The 19,189-nt window shown below is 58.6% G+C and carries 15 protein-coding genes and 2 pseudogenes; 8 read left to right on the top strand and 9 right to left on the bottom strand.

The annotated features are described in order from the left end of the window. Positions 1–51 precede the first annotated feature (51 nt). Complete coding sequence (uvrA, locus tag AB7M33_RS06365; RefSeq protein WP_027594876.1) at positions 52–2,886, bottom strand: excinuclease ABC subunit UvrA; 2,835 nt, start codon at positions 2,884–2,886, stop codon at positions 52–54. A gap of 129 nt (positions 2,887–3,015) precedes the next feature. Here uvrA and AB7M33_RS06360 point away from each other — a divergent pair, with 129 nt between their 5' ends. Together AB7M33_RS06360 and AB7M33_RS06355 are read left to right on the top strand one after the other, a co-directional pair. Further along, complete coding sequence (locus AB7M33_RS06360; protein ID WP_085274033.1) at positions 3,016–4,410, top strand: MFS transporter; 1,395 nt, start codon at positions 3,016–3,018, stop codon at positions 4,408–4,410. A 9-nt stretch (positions 4,411–4,419) separates the two neighbouring features. Beyond that, positions 4,420–4,971 carry a single-stranded DNA-binding protein gene (locus tag AB7M33_RS06355; protein ID WP_027594878.1) on the top strand — a complete coding sequence of 184 codons (552 nt, stop codon included), beginning with the start codon at positions 4,420–4,422 and terminating at the stop codon, positions 4,969–4,971. 86 nt (positions 4,972–5,057) lie between these two features. Here AB7M33_RS06355 and AB7M33_RS06350 read toward each other — a convergent pair whose 3' ends face one another. From AB7M33_RS06350 to AB7M33_RS06315, 8 genes and pseudogenes are all read right to left on the bottom strand, one after another. Beyond that, positions 5,058–5,450: an Imm50 family immunity protein gene (locus AB7M33_RS06350; protein WP_454242600.1), complete on the bottom strand. Its 393-nt coding sequence runs from the start codon at positions 5,448–5,450 to the stop codon at positions 5,058–5,060. Positions 5,451–5,467: 17 nt separating this feature from the next. Next, positions 5,468–5,632: pseudogene (locus AB7M33_RS06345) on the bottom strand (RHS repeat-associated core domain-containing protein); the annotation flags it as partial. A 388-nt stretch (positions 5,633–6,020) separates the two neighbouring features. Beyond that, entirely contained in the window at positions 6,021–6,584 is a 564-nt protein-coding gene (locus tag AB7M33_RS06340; protein ID WP_454242599.1) for a hypothetical protein, read from the bottom strand. 279 nt (positions 6,585–6,863) lie between these two features. Next, on the bottom strand, positions 6,864–7,241 hold the full coding sequence (locus AB7M33_RS06335) for a hypothetical protein (protein WP_454242598.1): 378 nt from the start codon (positions 7,239–7,241) through the stop codon (positions 6,864–6,866). Between the two features lie 318 nt (positions 7,242–7,559). Then, positions 7,560–7,985, bottom strand: a pseudogene (locus AB7M33_RS06330) (RHS repeat-associated core domain-containing protein); the annotation flags it as partial. Positions 7,986–8,117: 132 nt separating this feature from the next. After that, positions 8,118–8,345: a hypothetical protein gene (locus AB7M33_RS06325; protein WP_454242597.1), complete on the bottom strand. Its 228-nt coding sequence runs from the start codon at positions 8,343–8,345 to the stop codon at positions 8,118–8,120. 518 nt (positions 8,346–8,863) lie between these two features. Next, complete coding sequence (locus tag AB7M33_RS06320; protein WP_454242596.1) at positions 8,864–9,316, bottom strand: hypothetical protein; 453 nt, start codon at positions 9,314–9,316, stop codon at positions 8,864–8,866. 257 nt (positions 9,317–9,573) lie between these two features. Next, entirely contained in the window at positions 9,574–10,968 is a 1,395-nt protein-coding gene (locus AB7M33_RS06315) for an aminotransferase-like domain-containing protein (RefSeq protein WP_454242595.1), read from the bottom strand. A 442-nt stretch (positions 10,969–11,410) separates the two neighbouring features. Between AB7M33_RS06315 and AB7M33_RS06310 the strand changes: the two genes are divergently transcribed. The 6 genes from AB7M33_RS06310 to AB7M33_RS06285 all read left to right on the top strand — a co-directional run bounded on the left by AB7M33_RS06310 (position 11,411) and on the right by AB7M33_RS06285 (position 19,185). Further along, positions 11,411–12,436 (top strand): TauD/TfdA family dioxygenase, encoded by a 1,026-nt coding sequence (locus AB7M33_RS06310; RefSeq protein ID WP_027594880.1) that lies wholly within the window; start codon positions 11,411–11,413, stop codon positions 12,434–12,436. Between the two features lie 31 nt (positions 12,437–12,467). Continuing rightward, complete coding sequence (locus AB7M33_RS06305) at positions 12,468–13,253, top strand: sulfite exporter TauE/SafE family protein (protein ID WP_027594881.1); 786 nt, start codon at positions 12,468–12,470, stop codon at positions 13,251–13,253. A gap of 22 nt (positions 13,254–13,275) precedes the next feature. Next, positions 13,276–14,052: an SDR family NAD(P)-dependent oxidoreductase gene (locus AB7M33_RS06300; protein WP_454242594.1), complete on the top strand. Its 777-nt coding sequence runs from the start codon at positions 13,276–13,278 to the stop codon at positions 14,050–14,052. 461 nt (positions 14,053–14,513) lie between these two features. Beyond that, positions 14,514–17,582, top strand: coding sequence for a formate dehydrogenase-N subunit alpha (fdnG, locus tag AB7M33_RS06295; RefSeq protein WP_155951438.1), 3,069 nt, complete (start codon positions 14,514–14,516; stop codon positions 17,580–17,582). Next, complete coding sequence (gene fdxH / locus AB7M33_RS06290) at positions 17,582–18,532, top strand: formate dehydrogenase subunit beta (RefSeq protein ID WP_027594885.1); 951 nt, start codon at positions 17,582–17,584, stop codon at positions 18,530–18,532. Before fdnG ends, fdxH begins: the two co-directional genes overlap by 1 nt. Continuing rightward, positions 18,529–19,185, top strand: coding sequence for a formate dehydrogenase subunit gamma (locus AB7M33_RS06285; RefSeq protein WP_099428202.1), 657 nt, complete (start codon positions 18,529–18,531; stop codon positions 19,183–19,185). The genes fdxH and AB7M33_RS06285 overlap by 4 nt, the downstream gene beginning before the upstream one ends. Positions 19,186–19,189: the final 4 nt, after the last annotated feature.

The raw sequence follows: 19,189 nt of genomic DNA, 5'->3' as shown, positions 1-19,189 counted from the left end.
AAAAAGCCCCTGGCACTTACGGTGCCAGGGGCTTTTTTATGCACAGGCGGATCAGGCCCGGTCACGCTCCAACAGCGGCTTGAGGTAATGCCCGGTGTAGGACTGCTTCATCTTGGCCAGTTCTTCCGGTGTACCGCTGGCAATGATCTGCCCACCTTTGGAGCCACCTTCCGGCCCCAAGTCCACCAGCCAGTCGGCGGTCTTGATCACGTCCAGGTTGTGCTCGATCACCACCACGGTGTTGCCGTGGTCGCGCAGGCGGTGCAGCACATCGAGCAATTGCTGGATATCGGCAAAGTGCAGGCCCGTGGTTGGCTCGTCGAGGATATACAGGGTCTTGCCGGTATCGCGCTTGGACAGCTCGCGGGACAGCTTCACCCGTTGAGCCTCACCGCCCGACAAGGTAGTCGCCGACTGGCCCAGCTTGATGTAGGACAGGCCTACGTCCATCAGGGTTTGCAGCTTGCGCGCTAACGCCGGGACCGCGTCGAAGAACTCGCGGGCGTCCTCGATGGTCATTTCCAGCACCTCGTGGATGTTCTTGCCCTTGTACTTGATCTCCAGGGTTTCGCGGTTGTAGCGCTTGCTCTTGCACACGTCGCACGGCACGTAGATGTCGGGCAGGAAGTGCATCTCAACCTTGATCAGGCCATCGCCCTGGCAGGCCTCGCAACGGCCGCCCTTGACGTTGAACGAGAAGCGCCCTGGGCCGTAGCCGCGTGAGCGCGATTCTGGAACACCCGAGAACAGCTCGCGGATCGGCGTGAAAATACCGGTGTAGGTTGCCGGGTTCGAACGCGGTGTGCGACCAATCGGGCTCTGGTCGATATCCACCACTTTGTCCAGGTGCTGCATGCCATCCATGCTGCTGTGCGGCGCGGCTTCCAGGCTGCTCGCGCCGTTGAGCGCGGTAGCAGCGAGCGGGTACAGGGTGTTGTTGATCAGGGTCGATTTGCCCGAACCCGACACGCCCGTTACGCAGGTCAGCAGGCCGATCGGGATTTCCAAGTCGACGTTCTGCAGGTTGTTACCGCGCGCGCCCTTGAGCTTCAGCGAGAGTTTTTTGTCGCGTGGCGTGCGTTTGGCTGGGACGACGATTTTCTTGCGCCCGGACAGGTATTTTCCAGTCAGCGAGTCAGGATGCGCCATGACCTCCTCGGGCGTGCCCTCGGCGACGATCTGGCCGCCATGCACCCCGGCACCCGGGCCGATGTCCACCACATAGTCGGCTAAACGAATAGCGTCTTCGTCGTGTTCCACCACGATGACCGTATTGCCCAGGTCGCGCAGGTGGTTGAGGGTGGCCAGCAAGCGATCGTTGTCGCGTTGATGAAGACCGATGGACGGTTCATCGAGGATGTACATCACCCCGACCAGGCCCGCACCGATCTGGCTGGCCAGGCGGATGCGCTGGGCCTCACCACCCGACAGTGTGTCGGCGCTGCGGTCCAGGGTGAGGTAGTCCAGGCCGACGTTGACCAGAAACTGCAGGCGCTCGCAGATTTCCTTGAGAATTTTCGCTGCAATTTCGCCACGGCGCCCGGTCAGGGTCAGCTCGCCGAAGTAGCTGCTGGCTTCACCGATCGGCAGGTTGGTGACGGCCGGTAGGGTTTTTTCGCCCACCCACACGTGCCGAGCTTCGCGCCGCAGACGGGTGCCGCGGCAGTCAGGGCAGGGTTGGGTGCCGAGCAGTTTGGCCAGCTCTTCACGCACGGTGGCCGACTCGGTCTCGCGGTAGCGCCGCTCCAGGTTCGGCACGATGCCTTCGAACGGGTGCGAGCGTTTGACGATGTCGCCGCGGTCATTGAGGTATTTGAAGTCGACGCTCTGCTTGCCGCTGCCTTGCAGGATCACCTTCTGGTGCTCGGCCGACAGCTCGCCGAACGGCGCCTCAAGGCTGAACCCGTAGTGCGCGGCCAGCGAGCCAAGCATCTGGAAGTAATAGACGTTGCGCCGGTCCCAGCCGCGTATAGCGCCCTCGGCCAGGGTCAGCTCGGTGTTGACCAGGCGTTTGGTGTCGAAGAACTGCTTGACCCCCAGGCCGTCACAGGTCGGGCAAGCACCGGCCGGGTTGTTGAAGGAGAACAGCTTGGGCTCCAGCTCACTGATCGCATGGCCACAGACCGGGCAGGCGAAGCGGGCGGAGAAGATCATCTCTTCGCCTTCTTCGTCGTCCATCGGCGCCACCAAGGCGATACCGTCGGCCAATTTGAGTGCCGTCTCGAACGACTCGGCCAGACGCTGCTGCAGGTCGGTGCGGACCTTGAAGCGGTCTACCACCACATCGATGCTGTGCTTCTTCTGTTTATCCAGCTTGGGCAGCTCATCCAGCTCGTAGAGCTTGCCGTTGACGCGCGCGCGGACGAAGCCCTGGGCGCGCAGCTCGTCGAACACTGCCAGGTGCTCGCCCTTGCGCTCGCGTATCACCGGTGCCAGCAGCATCAGCTTGCTGCCTTCGGGGCGCTCCAGTACCAGGTCGACCATCTGGCTGACGGTCTGCGCCTCCAGCGGGATGTCGTGGTCCGGGCAGCGCGGCGTGCCAACGCGGGCGTAAAGCAAGCGCAGGTAGTCGTAGATCTCGGTGATGGTGCCCACGGTGGAGCGGGGGTTGTGCGAGGTCGACTTCTGCTCGATGGAAATGGCCGGGGAGAGGCCTTCGATGGTGTCGACGTCGGGCTTTTCCATCATCGACAGGAACTGCCGGGCATAGGCCGACAGGGATTCGACATAACGGCGCTGGCCTTCGGCGTACAGTGTGTCGAACGCCAGGGAGGACTTGCCGGACCCGGACAGGCCGGTGATGACGATCAGCTTGTCCCGCGGCAGGGTCAGGTCGATGTTCTTCAGGTTGTGGGTACGTGCCCCACGAATCAGGATCTTGTCCACTGCGGCCTCGCTCGGCGGGCATAAACAAAGAAGTATACGGCGCGCTGCCAGTACGCGGCAAAGCGTCGCGTATATGCCGTCAAGCTGTCGGACTGATAGAATCGCCGCCGGTTCACACGAGGTTAATCCATGCACGACACCCACAACGAGCGCATGAGTGGCAGCGAAACCCGCGCCGCAGGCGGCCTGGCCCTGGTCTTTGCCTTTCGTATGCTGGGCATGTTCATGGTCTTGCCGGTGCTGGCCACCTACGGCATGGACCTGGCCGGTGCCACACCCGCGCTGATTGGCCTGGCCATTGGCGCCTACGGCCTGACCCAGGCGGTCCTGCAGATCCCGTTCGGCATGGTGTCCGACCGCATCGGCCGGCGCCCGGTAATTTACCTGGGGCTGGTGATCTTCGCCCTGGGCAGCGTGCTAGCGGCCCAGGCCGACTCTATCTGGGGGGTCATCGCCGGGCGCATTCTGCAGGGCGCGGGGGCGATTTCCGCCGCCGTCATGGCACTGCTGTCCGACCTGACCCGGGAACAGCATCGCACCAAGGCCATGGCCATGATCGGCATGAGCATCGGCCTGTCGTTCGCCGTCGCCATGGTCGTCGGCCCGCTGTTGACCCGTGCCTACGGGCTGTCAGGATTGTTCTTGTCCACGGCAGGGCTTGCGCTGGTGGGCACCCTGCTGATCGCCTTCGTCGTGCCTAGCACTCACAGCACCTTGCAGCACCGTGAGTCGGGCGTTGCCCGCCAGGCACTGGGCCCGACCCTGCGCCATCCGGACCTTCTGCGCCTGGACATCAGTATCTTCATCCTCCACGCCATCCTCATGGCCAGCTTCGTCGCACTGCCCTTGGCCTTCGTCGAGCGTGGCGGCCTGCCCAAGGAAGAGCACTGGTGGGTCTACCTGACCGCGCTGTTCATCTCATTTTTTGCAATGATCCCGTTCATCATCTACGGCGAAAAAAAGCGCAAGATGAAACGCGTACTGGCCGGAGCGGTCAGTGTGTTGCTGCTGGTCGAGGTGTTCTTCTGGCAGTGGGCTGACAACTTGCGCGGACTGGTGATTGGCACCGTGGTATTCTTTACCGCATTCAACCTGCTGGAAGCCTCGCTGCCTTCGTTGGTGAGCAAGGTGTCGCCTGCGGGTGGCAAGGGAACGGCGATGGGGGTGTACTCCACCAGCCAGTTCCTGGGCGCCGCCCTGGGGGGCATCCTCGGTGGCTGGTTGTTCCAGCACGGTGGGCTGAACATGGTGTTCCTCGGTTGCGCGCTGCTGTGTGCCGTATGGTTGGTCGTCGCATTGCGCATGAACGAGCCGCCGTATGTGACCAGCCTGCGCATGCCGCTGACGCCCGAGGCAGTCCGGGAAGCCGGGTTGACCGAACGCCTGATGGCCGTGCCGGGTGTGACCGACGCCGTTGTGGTGGCAGAAGAAGCCGCCATCTATATCAAACTGGATACGAAAATTTTGGACCGTACGACCCTCGAGCGTCTGGTGAACCCAGCCTCTTCGGCGTGCGAAGCCTAGGAGAACGTTATGGCCCGTGGGGTTAACAAAGTCATTCTGGTCGGCACCTGTGGCCAGGATCCCGAAGTCCGCTACCTGCCCAACGGTAACGCCGTGACCAACCTGAGCCTGGCTACCAGCGAGCAGTGGACCGACAAGCAGTCGGGCCAGAAGGTCGAGCGTACCGAGTGGCACCGTGTGTCGCTGTTCGGCAAGGTTGCCGAAATCGCCGGCGAATACCTGCGCAAGGGTTCGCAGGTGTACATCGAAGGCAAGCTGCAGACCCGCGAGTGGGAAAAAGACGGCATCAAGCGCTACACCACCGAGATCATCGTCGACATCAACGGCACCATGCAGCTGCTGGGCGGCCGTCCGCAGAACCAGCAAGGTGGCGGCGACCAGTACAACCAGGGTGGTGGCAACAACTACAACCAGGGTGGCCAGCAGCAACAATACAACCAGGCGCCACCACGTCAGCAGGCCCAGCGCCCGCAACAGGCTCCTCAGCGCCCAGCGCCGCAGCAGCCAGCGCCGCAGCCGGCGGCTGACTTTGACAGCTTTGATGACGATATTCCGTTCTAAGCAACGATAAAGACGAGTTTGTACAACAGTCTTTGAAAGGCCCCGCGCTAGCGGGGCCTTTCGTTTCTGCAGTGTGTCGACAGAAGTTATACATCACAGTAAGCACTTACGCCGTCTATCATGACGTGCTCAGCGGTAATCTCCAGTTTTAGAGCCCCGTTATCAGCATTCAGACGAATAATACCGTTTTCTTTCGTAATGTTTAGGTCAAGCATGCAGTTTGATTGCATGCCAGAAATTTGCAGTTCTCTGACGCCTACGGCTAGCAGTCTTAACTGGATGCGGTTGAATCCTGCGGTTTTCCACTTTGTGGGTGGGTGATTGGGGAATTCCCTCAGGTCAAACCTTAGGAGGACTTTTGGGCCATCACGCTGAATTTCAATGCCATGCAAATTGACACCTTTTAGTAAGGGCGTGTCCTCCCCGTATAGGGACTTAAGTGCTGTCGGGTCGACAAGGTGTTCAGTCCAATTAATCATTTTGCCTCGCTAAGAATCCCATTAGTATTCAGTCCGCCGGATAAGCCAATAGGATCACTTTCGACATACCGCCAAGTCTGCGGGTCATGACCACGGAAGTAATTGTAGTGCAGCCCGCTCTCAGCGTCGTAGTACTGCCCAGGAAAGCACAGGTTGAGCAACGTCTGTTGTCCTGAACCCTGCGGATCCTGATTCAAGCCATACAAGTAAGTGGTAAAGCCTTGGCTGGTAATTTTGGCGACGCGCTGGCCAAGGCTGTTGTACCGGTATTGCGCCGCCACTTGGTCGTTGATCTGTACATAGGCCAAGCGATTTACGCGTCATAATCTTTCCCGTAATTCGCGTATTTCATCAGGTAATATCTTTATTGTGCTAATTTCTGGTGTGCACTCAGCTATCTTTTTCCATTTTGTTCCTGATTAGCACGTAGGAATCTTTGGTGTTTGGTAGCCGAACATGATGGGTTCGCTTCACATGCTTCCTCAAAACCAGATGCGTAATGATTAGGTGAATTGTCTCGAGTATTTCATCAAGATCCTTGGGGGCTTATCTTGTAGGCCGCTCCCCGATTTACTGGCCTTGTTGATTGTGATTTCGTTGATCTAATACCTGAACATTGAATAACTCACGATCTACTGGGTCAAATATATTCACACTTGGATTCTCCTTGGTGGAAATAAATCCAAGGCCCACATCGTCATGCGGGTATATAAACAATCCAAGCCTCTCAAGATAGATGAAAATATGTCCGCAAAGCCCGCCTAGTGTCATTTGGATATAATAGGCTTTATAGAGAAGATTTATATTGTCCTCTGTAATTGGTACATTCCTGAATCCATTGCCGTCAACAATGCTATAGGGTGAGCTTAATAGCGGCTCGATAAATTCCTTCACATCTGAATCGCTGTATTCATACAGGGGTTCCAGGTCGCTTATATCACAACCTAGAGTCAGGCTTGATATTGCGGAAACTCCAAACTCAATCTCTTTCCTAACTAGGTTGTCAAGTATGGGTATTGCAGTCTCACCCCCGTGCCTTATCTTTTCGCCAATGTAATAAAAATACCCATAATATCCGGGTGAGCTAGTGTAGCTTTCAAGGCATATACTGTTTTTAAAATTTTCTATGATCATACATTAATCAACCTTAATTGCAGTGCCATTAGCTGCTGCCTGCGGGGAGGTAGGACAGGATTGATACAGTTTTGATACTGATTTAGGGCAGATGTGGGACAAGAATAGGACAAATTCCGCCATCACCGATGGAAGAGGTAATTGAGAGACTGCGAGATGTGACTGAAGGACGGGAGATTGGGGGGAGCGCTACACCGGGGGGCAAGTCGTAGCGCTCTTTTTCTCGCGGATAAATAACCCACCCTACAAGACTGAGATTAGATGGTCCGACTGTAGGAATTAGCTTTCGTCTGAACATGGATAGCCTGTCATGTCGAGTGGAAGAGATAGTTCTGAAATCAACTTAATCAAAGACTTAGAAAACTTTAATGGAAGTACTACGGTTTCATAAAGGCTGTAATAAATAGCAATCCTAAAAACTGAATCCTCTAGCGCCAATCTTTCTCCAAGAACCTTCAATCCTTCGATAAAATTGCATGCAATTTTATCGAACACCAGCCAGTCATTAAAATCGAAATCATTTATCGATATGGATAGATGACCCGTTTTTGAACTTACGCTACTCATATATTTATTGGGTAGTTTCATCGCCAATGCAGCAAGCTCTGAACAGTCAGTATTTTTTATTACAATCTCAAGGCTGCATTCAAAAACCATCTTAGGCACCTTGTAAAATTAGCACATTGGAAGTTTAGGCTTTGGGCAGCCGAACATTGTAGGATGCACCTCGCAGGCCTCTTCAAAGCCAGGAGGAAGTATTAGCGGAGGTACTAAGTTTAGAATATCGTCAATTCCCCCGCCCCCGCCCCCGCCCTTGTTATCTAGCTTAGGCTTACCTTTTTCCAACCACTCCTTGTGGTACTCATCGGCTACATCTTTCGAAACCTGCCCATTAGGCCCCTTCAGATCATTCATGTCACCTTGTTTGTGGAACCACTTCCAAAAGGCCCTCGGTAAACCGAACAGCTTATCTCCTGGATGCAGCCCTAAAGGGTCACTAAACGAAAGAAGATTACCACCTACATATCCGTAGGTGTTCAGCCCACCCGCCAATCCAATCGGATCACTCTCAACATACCGCCCAGTCTGAGGATCATAATCACGGAAGTAATTATAGTGCAGGCCGCTCTCAATGTCGTAGTACTGCCCAGGAAAGCGCAGGTTGAGCACCGTCTGTTGTCCTGAACCCTGCGGATCCTGATTAGGTTTGCCCTCGCCAAAGGCATCCGACTGCCACTGCCAGACGATCTGCTGCTTGGCCGAAGTGGCCAGGCGTGGCGTGTCGAGGTGGTCGCTGTGCAGATAAAGCAGCTGCGCAGCGCCCGTGCCGCGCACATTCACGCTGGCCAGTGGCAGCGAATCCAGCCACAGGTAGGACTGCGTGCGCTGCATGGCCCCGGTAGGGCGCGCGTAGCGAATAAGAAAACACCGGCACAAGGCCAGTGTCATAAACATTCTTATAACCCATATATTACTGAAGCTTAACTAATATTTTTTCGAGTATCGGTGCATAAATCAGTCAATGCATAATTATCAGCGACGAAGATTTTCAGCAGCCGATTTGAGTTGCTCAATAAATCCCTCTAATGGGATGCGCGAACCTAATTTTCCGTCTTTACCAGGTAAAGCAATACAAACCTTTTCACGCCCATCTTCCCGGTCAAGCAACAGTAAAAACTGATCACCGAAATGCAGCTCTGCTACTAAATGCTCATATTTCGGTTCGCTTAAAACAATCGTGTGCCAATCAGATTTTTTCATTATTACCTCAGTTCAAGAAAGCCCGTAAATTTCCCATTCTGATCAAACCTTGCTCCTCTACCATCTGGACTTTCATGCACATCGGTCCCGCCATGTCGCGACTCAGCAGCACCTATAATGGCATCGTGTCAGCTCCATTATTTACTAGGAATTTTATCCACTCTGGTACCTGACGGAGCCAGAGTGGATTTTTAGGTAATCAATAGAGGTTGTTGTTTTATCGCTAATCGATCATGACAATTAGGTCGGCAGAACCTTCCTCAAATGCTTTGAATGAATCTCGGAAGTGTAAGTGGTCTGAAGGGCTAATAGATCCATTATTTTTTCGGCGTACAGCCTCTTGGAGCAAACGCACAAGCTCGTTGAGTTCGGCTGCGCTTGCAACTATAGACGCTTCAGATAGCTCTATTAATTCGCTCGAATTTTTACCATACCCATATATCTTCATTGTATTTCCTCGCAGTCTGAAGGTCTGGTCATGCATTGGCCGTCATATGGGTTTTGTACGCAATATTCATTCATGATTTGCCCCATGAGCGCGAGGGCGCCCCGCAACTCAGAGCGTCGTTGATTCGGCCTTTCTGGATTGAGAGGCTGAGTTGGTCGGGGTCTTTGGGAGGCTCGACGGGCTCTGGTTTGGCTTTTTCGCAGAGCCCGCTGGCATTATTGAAAATCTGGCCCGTTGGGCAATACTCACCTGTCAAGCTCATCAGAATGGATTGGTTGCATTCTTCTGCAGTACAGTTGGCGAAGCGGAATAAACATTTCGCCATGTAGAGGTCGACTTTTGGCTCTGGCCGGCTTACCGGGCCAATGCCGAGATAGTCATATTCGTATTTCGTACTAAACGCCTGGCAAAGTGCAGTGGCAGATGCATTGGGTGGCACAATATTCCCAATACTCCATTCCCTATCACCCGCAACCGCAAGAACACTACAGCTGACCAATAGAGCGGCCAGTATTGCTTTCATCCATGTAAATCGCACTGTTTCCATCCTTGGTGTGTATTGCAACAAGGATTATATACAGGTTGAGTTGCTTCAGCGGGAGAGTGCCTGGCGGGATTTTACGTGATCTGTGGCGGTGTTCACTGCTTGCAAGTATGCAATGTGGCAACCGACCCAGCGTCAAAGTCGCCGCGAATTCAGGCTTTGCTGCCGCGTTGCAGCAGATCGCGGGGCAAGCCCGCTCCCACAACAATGGATGACCATACTTTTCGTACAAAAACCTAGTAAAAAAGCCGCGGCTCCGGCGAATCCAGCAAGCTGACCAGCTTGGTCAGGGCAAAGCCCAACTCCGCGCGGCTTGGCGTCATCAGTGCGATACGCACGCCGCAGGTGGCAGCGCTGCGCTCCGGCAGGAACTGACTGCCACTGACCACGGTGACGCCATTGTTGCGCGCCAGGTTGGCAAATTCGTCGCTGGTCCACGGCTCGGGCAGCTCCAGCCAAAGATGGAAACTGTTGGGCTGGCTGCGGACCTTGTAGTTACCCAGGATCTCGCGGGCCATGTGCTGGCGCGCGGCCGCTTCGTCCTGCTGCACCTGCACCAGTTGGTCGGCCATGCCGCTGTTGATCAGGTTGCTGGCCAGTTGCGCCATCAACGGCGAGGGCATCCAGACGCTGCTGCGCACCATCGACGAGAGCCGCGAAAGGGTTTGGGGCGGGGCATAGAGGTAACCGATCCGCAGCGCGGGGAGCACGCTTTTGGACAAACTGGTCAGGTACACCGAGCGCTCTGGGGCATAGGCCGCCAACGGTTTGTAATCAGGGGCCGGTTCAAGGAAGCCATAGATATCGTCATCGACGATGAACAGGTCGAACTCGCGGGCGATCTCGGCGATGGCTTCACGGCGCGCGTGGGGCATGATCGAGTTGGTGGGGTTCTGGTGGGTGGTCACGCACACCAGCAGGGAAGGGCGGTGTTCCAGGCACGCCGCGCGCAAGGCCTCGGGAATTAAACCGTGCTCGTCCATGGCCACGCCGCGCAGGCGGCGCCCCATGCTGTGCGCCAGGGAAATGATGCCCGGGTAGCAGAATGACTCGCACAGGATGACGTCATCGTTCTTGGACAAACTGCTGATGGCCACCAGCAGCCCGTGTTGGGCGCCCGAGGTCAGCACCACCTGCTGCCAGTTCGCTTCGGGTAGCCAGCGTTGAATCCAGGCCGCACCGGCCTGCTTGTGCGTCGCGTGGCCACCCTCGGTGACGTAATCGAGCACCTGGGCCAGGTCGGGAGATGCTGCCAGTTCGTTTATTGCCCCGCGCAACCAGTCGGTCATGTGCGCGTCATTGGGTTTGATGATCGAAAGGTCGATCTGGCCACTCTCGCGCTCGGCTGGCGCAGGCATGGGGCGTGCTGCCGAGGCTGGCGCATGCGCCGGGCGTTGCTGCAACACAAAGGTGCCGCGGCCGACCTCGCCCACCACCAGGCCTCGTTTGGCGGCTTCGTCATAGGCGCGCCCAATGGTGCCAGGCGTCACGTTCAATGATTCGGCCAAGTCCTTGAGGGTCGGCAGGCGATCGCCAGCGGTCAGTCGGCCGCTGCCGATGTCCTCTTCAAGGGCGTCGGCGATCATCAGATAGACCGGCTGCGCCAGGTCGCTGTAGTGAGGAACCCACATAGAAATGGCACCAAAGGCTGCAAGAACGCGGAAGCCTAGCACGAAAGGTCTGATAGGAGTAATTGTGTTTTCTTGTAGGCAAATTACATCGATTGAGCTGGCTTTTGCCGGCCAGATGAGCGACTGAAGGTCCTTCAGCTTCGGCAGCGCTCGGCGAGCTGCTTCAGGGATTACAGTGTTTTTTCCAGAAATCTTTTGAAATCAATAAGTTGATTGAATCGATGCAATCGATGTGCTCGCGCTATGCTGAAATAAATTGAGTCGATTCTATTTTTGTAATTACAATGATTGAGTCGATGCAATTTGCGGGGTGCCGCCCTGGCTCCACTTATCTCATCGCACAGCTGTGAACGGCTTCAAAAAAAGACAACGTCTGCCGCCTCTGCCCGGCTTAGCACGACACCGAATGGCCTCAAGCTAGCTCAATGGAATATCACTCGAAATGGAAAGCGCACACCTGCAACAAGGAGCCGAGCCTCAGACTTCACTGGAGATCCGCCTGCCTTGGGTAACCTCAAGTGCCTGGCAAATCTTGCTGAACAATACCCCCCTCGATTTTGAAACCAGCAAAGAGCTCTACCCTCAGCTCAAGGATCAGGCGCAGGAGGTGCTGGGCAACGCACTGTGCCAGCAGATTCGTGGTTTCGTTGAAGACCCGCAACTGACCAGCATGATCGTGCGCAATTGCCCACGCGACCGTGACGTACCTCCTACGCCGTACTCGGGTGTGCTCAGCCCGCGCAGCACGCCGATTGCCTGCTTGGTCAGCCTGACCATGCAGAGCCTGATGGGCATCAACCCGATCGTTTATGAGGGGGAGAACGACGGCCGGCTGTTCCGCCATGTCATTCCGGCACGCACTTCATCCAGCCACAAGAGCTCCCACGGTTCGCGGCTGCGTTTTTCCTACCACGTCGACAACCCCGACCTGCCGCTGTCATCCGAACCACTCGGCACGGCCTCCTGCTGCCCGGAATACCTGTCGTTCTTTGGCATGCGCTGCGACCCGCGCATCAGCACAACGCTGGTCAACCTCGATGCGGTAGTGGCGGCGCTGCCGTCGGCCACCGTGCGTGAGCTTTGCCTGCCACAGTTCGAAATCCGCCGCCCCGACTCGTTTACCGCCAATCGGCGATGCACCGCCGAGTTGCCCGTGCTGGCGCATGGCAATGCCGGCGAGTGGTTGTGCCGTTTCGACAGCGAGAACACCCACGGCCTGAACCTGCGTGCCGAGCAAGCCCTGGCCAGCTTGCGCGGTGTGCTGGAGACCCGCCGCTTCGACGAGCCACACCTGCTGCTGCCGGGCGACTTCATGATTTTCAAGAATCAGCGTGTGTTGCATGCCCGTGATGGCTTCGAGCCGCAGAACGACGGTGCCGACCGCTGGCTGTTGCGCCTGTTCGCGGTCAACGACCTGAACCGAGTGCATTTCGCCCGTGCGGACCACCTCTACGAAGTGCGCTCCTGATCTTTCTCAATGACTCGATGGAAGTAACGATATGGAACTGTTAGGCGCTTTCTGGGCGGAACACTGGCTGCTGGCGATCCTGATGCTGGGGGCGATCGCGTTCATTGCAGGCTTCGTCGACAGCATTGCCGGTGGCGGCGGGTTGTTCCTGGTCCCTGGGTTTCTGTTAGTGGGCATGCCGCCTCAGGTGGCTCTCGGGCAAGAAAAACTGGTGAGCACACTCGGCACGCTGGCCGCCATCCGCAACTTTCTGGCCAACAGCAAGATGGTTTGGAAGGTGGCGCTGGTCGGGGTGCCGTTCTCGTTGCTCGGTGCTTATCTGGGGGCGCACCTGATCGTGTCGATCTCCCAGGAGACCGTGGGCAAGATCATCCTGGCTTTGATCCCGTTCGGCATCCTGATCTTCCTCACCCCCAAAGACCGCCCGGTCGAGGAGCGCGAACTGTCCCCGCGCACGCTCTACACCGTGGTGCCGTTGACCTGCCTGACCATCGGCTTCTATGACGGCTTCTTCGGCCCAGGCACCGGCAGCATGTTCATCATCGCTTTCCATTACCTGCTGCGCATGGACCTGGTCTCCAGCTCGGCCAACTCCAAGACCTTCAACTTCGCCTCCAACATCGGCGCGCTGGTGGCGTTCATCATGGCCGGCAAGGTTGTGTACCTGCTGGCCCTGCCACTGGTGGCCTGCAACATTCTCGGCAACCACATGGGCAGTGCCCTGGCCTTGCGCAAAGGCAACGACGTGGTGCGCAAAGTGTTGGTGTTCTCGATGCTGTGCCTGTTCACCAGCCTGGGCGTGAAGTACCTGGTTTGACCTACCTACTCGGAGATAACTGATGAAAACCGCATTCGTAACCGGCGCCTCCTCGGGGTTTGGCCGAGCCATCTGCCGTACGTTGATTGCCAAGGGCTACCGCGTGATCGGTGGCGCCCGGCGCATGGACAAACTGCAGGCGCTGGAGGGTGAGCTGGGGGTCAACTTCATCCCCTTGGCGCTGGATGTCACCGACCCTGCGTCGCTTGAAACGGCTGTCGAGCAGATTCGTGATGCCTCGCTGCAAATCGATCTGTTGGTCAACAACGCCGGGCTGGCGCTTGGGGTCGATCGCGCCCAGGCCAGCAGCGCCGAGAACTGGCAGCGGATGATCGATACAAACATCACCGGGCTGGCCATGGTCACCCACAAGATCCTGCCGCAGATGGTGGAAGCAGACAGCGGGATGATCATCAACATCGGCTCGATTGCCGGCACCTATCCCTATCCAGGCGGCAACGTGTATGGCGCCAGCAAGGCATTCGTGCGCCAGTTCAGCCTCAACTTGCGTGCCGACCTGGCCGGTACCCGCGTGCGGGTGAGCAATATCGAGCCGGGCCTGTGCTCGGGCACCGACTTTTCGGTGGTGCGCCTGAAGGGCGACCTGGACGCGGTGGAGGCGCTGTACCGCGACGTGGAAGCCATCCTGCCGGAGGATATCGCGGCTACGGTGGCGTGGATCGCCGAGCAGCCCGCGCATGTGAATATCAACACCCTCGAAATCATGCCGGTGGCGCAGAGCAGTGCGGCGCTGAATGTGGTGCGTAATCTGCCCAGGCCGTCGTTGGGCGCTGCTTGATAGAGGGGCGCGCGCAGGGTGTTCGCCGTAACATTTTCGGCGCTTATGAGATCGAGCGCCGCCCGCGCGGCGCTTCGCAGCACAAGGCTGCTCCTACATCTGTTTCGGGCCAATGAGGCCTGTGGCATTTGCGCGCGACCGCCTTGTTTGTCCGACGCGATATCGAGGCGGGCGCCAAGGGGCCGCGCGCCAATGCCTCAGGAATAATTGGCCCGAAACAGATGTGGGAGCGGGCTTGCCCCGCGAAGCGCCGCGCGGGCGGCGCTCGATCTCACAGCCGCTGGAGATGTTATGGCGAGCACCTGTCAGCCTCCACACCGATCCCCCCCTGACCCCTGTCATAGCACCTTCCCGATTCTTGACTAGTCTTACCTATCGGCGGCCATCAAAAACCCGCCACCGTGACTACCAAGAGGCGCCGGCCATGTTCCGCGCGTCCACCACCTGATCAGGAGTGCACGATGGACCTCAACCGTCGGCAGTTCTTCAAGGTCGCCGCTGTCGGCCTTGGAGGCTCGAGCCTGGCGGCGTTGGGCATGGCCCCGACGCCGGCCTTCGCCGAGCAGGTGCGTCACTTCAAGCTGGCGCACACCAAAGAGACCCGCAACACCTGCCCCTACTGCTCGGTCGGCTGCGGCCTGATCATGTACAGCCAGGGTGATGCGGGCAAGAACGTCAAACAGAACATCATCCATATCGAAGGCGACGCCGACCACCCGGTCAACCGCGGCACCCTGTGCCCGAAAGGCGCGGGCCTTCTGGACTTTATCCACAGCCCAAGCCGCCTGCAGTACCCCGAGGTGCGCAAGCCGGGCAGCAAGGAGTGGGTGCGGGTGGAGTGGGACGAGGCGCTCGACCGCGTCGCCGACCTGATGAAGCAGGACCGCGATGCCAACTTCATCGAGAAGAACGCTCAGGGGCAAACCGTCAACCGCTGGCTTACCACCGGTTTTCTCGCCGCCTCCGCCGCCTCCAGCGAGGCCGGCTACCTGACCCACAAGGTTGTTCGTGCAACAGGCATGCTGGGGTTCGATAACCAAGCACGTGTCTGACATGGCCCGACGGTGGCAAGTCTTGCCCCGACGTACGGCCGTGGTGCCATGACCAACCATTGGTCCGATATCGCCAACGCGAATCTGGTCCTGGTGATGGGGGGCAACGCAGCAGAAGCGCATCCGTGCGGCTTCAAGTGGGTGACCGAAGCCAAGGCGCACAACAAGGCGCGGCTGATTGTGGTCGACCCGCGGTTTACCCGTACCGCCTCGGTGGCGGACTACTACGCGCCCATCCGCACCGGCAGCGACATCGCCTTCATGGGCGGGCTGATCAATTACCTGCTGAGCACCGACAAGATCCAGCACGAGTACGTGCGCAACTACACCGACGTGTCGTTCATCGTCAAAGAAGGCTATGGCTTTGAGGACGGGCTGTTCAGCGGCTACGACGCGGCCAAGCGCGTGTACGCCGACAAGTCCGGTTGGGGCTACGAGCTGGGTGAGGACGGCTTTGCCAATGTCGACCCGACCTTGCAGCACCCGCGTTGCGTGTTCCAGCTGATGAAACAGCACTACAGCCGCTACACCCCGGAGCTGGCCAGCATGACCTGTGGCATGCCGCAGGACGCCATGATGAAAATCTGGGAAGAGATCGCCACCTGCTCGGTACCGGGCAAGACCATGACGATTCTCTACGCACTGGGCTGGACCCAGCACTCGATCGGCGCGCAGATCATCCGCAGTGCGGCGATGGTGCAGCTGTTGCTAGGTAACGTCGGCATGCCGGGTGGTGGGGTCAACGCCTTGCGTGGGCACTCCAATATCCAAGGCCTGACCGACCTCGGCCTGCTGTCCAACTCGCTGCCGGGTTACCTGACCCTGGCCGGTGATGCCGAGCAAGACTACGCCGCGTTCATCGACAAGCGTGCCTCCAAGCCGCTGCGCCCTGGGCAGCTGTCCTACTGGCAGAATTACGGCAAGTTCCATGTCAGCCTGATGAAGGCCTGGTATGGCGCCAATGCCACGGCGGAAAACAACTGGGGCTACGACTGGCTACCCAAGCTCGATGTGCCGGCCTACGACGTGCTGCGCATGTTCGAGATGATGGGCCAGGGCAAGGTCAACGGCTACATCTGCCAAGGCTTCAACCCGATTGCCGCGCTGCCAGACAAGAACCGTGTCACCGCCGCGCTAGGCAAGCTCAAGTGGCTGGTGATCATGGACCCGCTGGCCACCGAAACCTCGGAGTTCTGGCGCAATGCCGGGCCGTTCAACGACGTCGACACGGCCAATATCCAGACCGAAGTGATCCGCCTGCCGACCACTTGTTTTGCCGAGGAGGACGGCTCGCTGGTCAACAGCAGCCGCTGGCTGCAATGGCACTGGAAAGGTGCCGACGGCCCGGGCCAGACCCGTACCGACGTGCACATCATGAGCGAGCTGTTCTTGCGCCTGCGCCAACGCTACCAGGCTGAGGGCGGCGCTTACCCCGATGCGCTGATGAACATCAGCTGGCCGTACAAGGTCCCTGAAGAGCCGTCCCCGGAGGAGCTGGCCAAGGAAATGAACGGCTGGGCGGTAACCGACGTCACCGACCCGACCGGCGCGGTGCTCAAGGGTGGGCAACAGTTGTCGGGCTTCGGCCAGCTCAAGGACGACGGCAGTACCGCTTCGGGTTGCTGGATTTTCGCCGGCTGCTGGACCGAGCAAGGCAACCAGATGGCACGCCGCGACAACAGCGACCCGTACGGCATGCACCAGGTGCAGAACTGGGCCTGGGCCTGGCCGGCCAACCGCCGCATCCTCTACAACCGTGCCTCCAGCGACCCGCAAGGCAAGCCATGGGACCCAGAGAAAAAACGCCTGGTGTGGTGGAACGGCAAAGCCTGGACCGGTACCGATGTGCCCGACTTCAAGGTCGACTCGCCACCGGAAGCCGGGATGAACCCGTTCATCATGAACCCCGAGGGCGTGGCGCGGTTCTTTGCCATCGACAAGATGGCCGAAGGCCCGTTCCCCGAGCACTACGAGCCGTTCGAAACGCCGATCGGCATCAACCCACTGCACCCGCAGAACAAGAAGGCCACCAGCAACCCGGCCGGGCGCATCTTCGATTCGGTGTGGGACAGCCTCGGCACCCATGATGAATTCCCTTACGCGGCGACCACCTACCGGCTGACCGAGCATTTCCACTTCTGGAGCAAGCATTGCCGGCTCAACGCGATCGCCCAGCCCGAGCAGTTCGTCGAGATCGGCGAGGTGCTGGCGAACGAGAAGGGCATCAAGGCAGGTGACCGGGTGCGGGTGTCGAGCAAGCGCGGGCATATCGACGCGGTGGCGGTGGTGACCAAGCGGATTCGCCCGCTGCAGGTCAACAACCAGACCGTGCACCAGATCGGCATCCCGTTGCACTGGGGCTTCACCGGGGCGACCCGGCACGGCTACCTGACCAACACCCTGGTGCCGTTCCTGGGTGATGGCAACACCCAGACGCCGGAGTCCAAGTCGTTCCTCGTCAAAGTGGAGAAACTCTGATGGCCAGCCAAGACATCATCGCCCGCTCGGCCACCACCACCGTGCCGCCTTCGGTACGTCAGCAGGAGGAAGTCGCCAAGCTGATCGACACCACCAAATGCATCGGCTGCAAGGCCTGCCAAGTAGCCTGTTCGGAGTGGAACGAGCTGCGTGACGAGGTTGGCCACAACCACGGCACCTACGACAACCCCCAGGACCTCACGGCCGAGACCTGGACCCTGATGCGCTTCACCGAGCACGAGCGCGACGACGGCAACCTGGAATGGCTGATCCGCAAGGATGGCTGCATGCACTGCGCCGACCCCGGTTGCCTGAAGGCCTGCCCGAGCCCGGGGGCAATCATCAAGCACGCCAACGGTATCGTCGATTTCAACCAGGACCACTGCATCGGTTGCGGCTACTGCATCACCGGCTGCCCGTTCAACATCCCGCGCATTTCGCAGAAGGACCACAAGGCGTACAAGTGCACGCTGTGTTCCGACCGGGTGAGCGTGGGGCTGGAGCCGGCCTGCGTGAAAACCTGCCCGACCGGGGCGATCGTTTTCGGCAGCAAGGACGAGATGAAGGTGCATGCCGCCGAGCGCATCGTCGACCTCAAGTCACGTGGCTACGACAACGCCGGGCTGTACGACCCGGACGGAGTCGGCGGCACCCACGTGATGTACGTGCTGCACCATGCCGACACCCCTCGGCTGTACGCCGGCCTGCCGGACCAGCCGGTGATCAGCCCGCTGGTAGGTTTGTGGAAGGGCTTCACCAAGCCGCTGGCGCTGCTGGCCATGGGCGCGGCGGTGCTGGCAGGGTTCTTCCACTATGTGCGGGTTGGCCCGCAGCGGGTCGAAGAGGACGAGCACCCCACGCCGCCTGATGACAGCGTGCACCAGGTGGACCCTGCGGTGCATGTGTACGATCCGAAGCAGCCCGGTGGGCAAGGGGAGCAACGGCCATGAACCACAACAAGCCTATCCTGCGTTACAACGCCAACGAGCGGACCAACCACTGGATTGTCGCCATTCTGTTTTTCATGGCCGGGCTGTCTGGGCTGGCGCTGTTCCATCCGGCCCTGTTCTGGCTAAGCCACCTGTTCGGCGGTGGGCCGTGGACACGCATCCTGCACCCGTTCATGGGCGTTGCCATGTTCGTGTTCTTCCTCGGCCTGGTGGTGCGTTTCTGGCGCGCCAACTTCATCACCGCCAACGACCGCCTGTGGCTGCGCCGCATCGACCGGGTGATGGTCAACCGTGAAGACGGCGTGCCGCCCATTGGCAAGTACAACGCCGGGCAGAAGCTGCTGTTCTGGACGCTGCTGCTGTGCATGCTGGTGCTGTTGCTGAGCGGTGTGGTCATCTGGCGCGCGTACTTCAGCCATTTCTTCGATATCGGCTCCATTCGCCTGGCTACCTTGCTGCATGCGCTGGCGGGTTTTGTGCTCATCCTTAGCATCATTGTGCACATCTACGCCGGTATCTGGATCAAGGGCTCCATTGGCGCCATGCTGCATGGCTGGGTCAGCCGCGCCTGGGCCCGCAAACATCATGAGCTGTGGTACCGCGAGGTGACCGGCGACAAGCCCCCGGGTGATCACGGACGTAAAGAAGGATGAGTAC

The sequence above is a fragment of the Pseudomonas sp. Y3 TE3536 genome, assembly GCF_053629175.1.
This window is presented reverse-complemented; position numbering and strand designations above follow the sequence as displayed.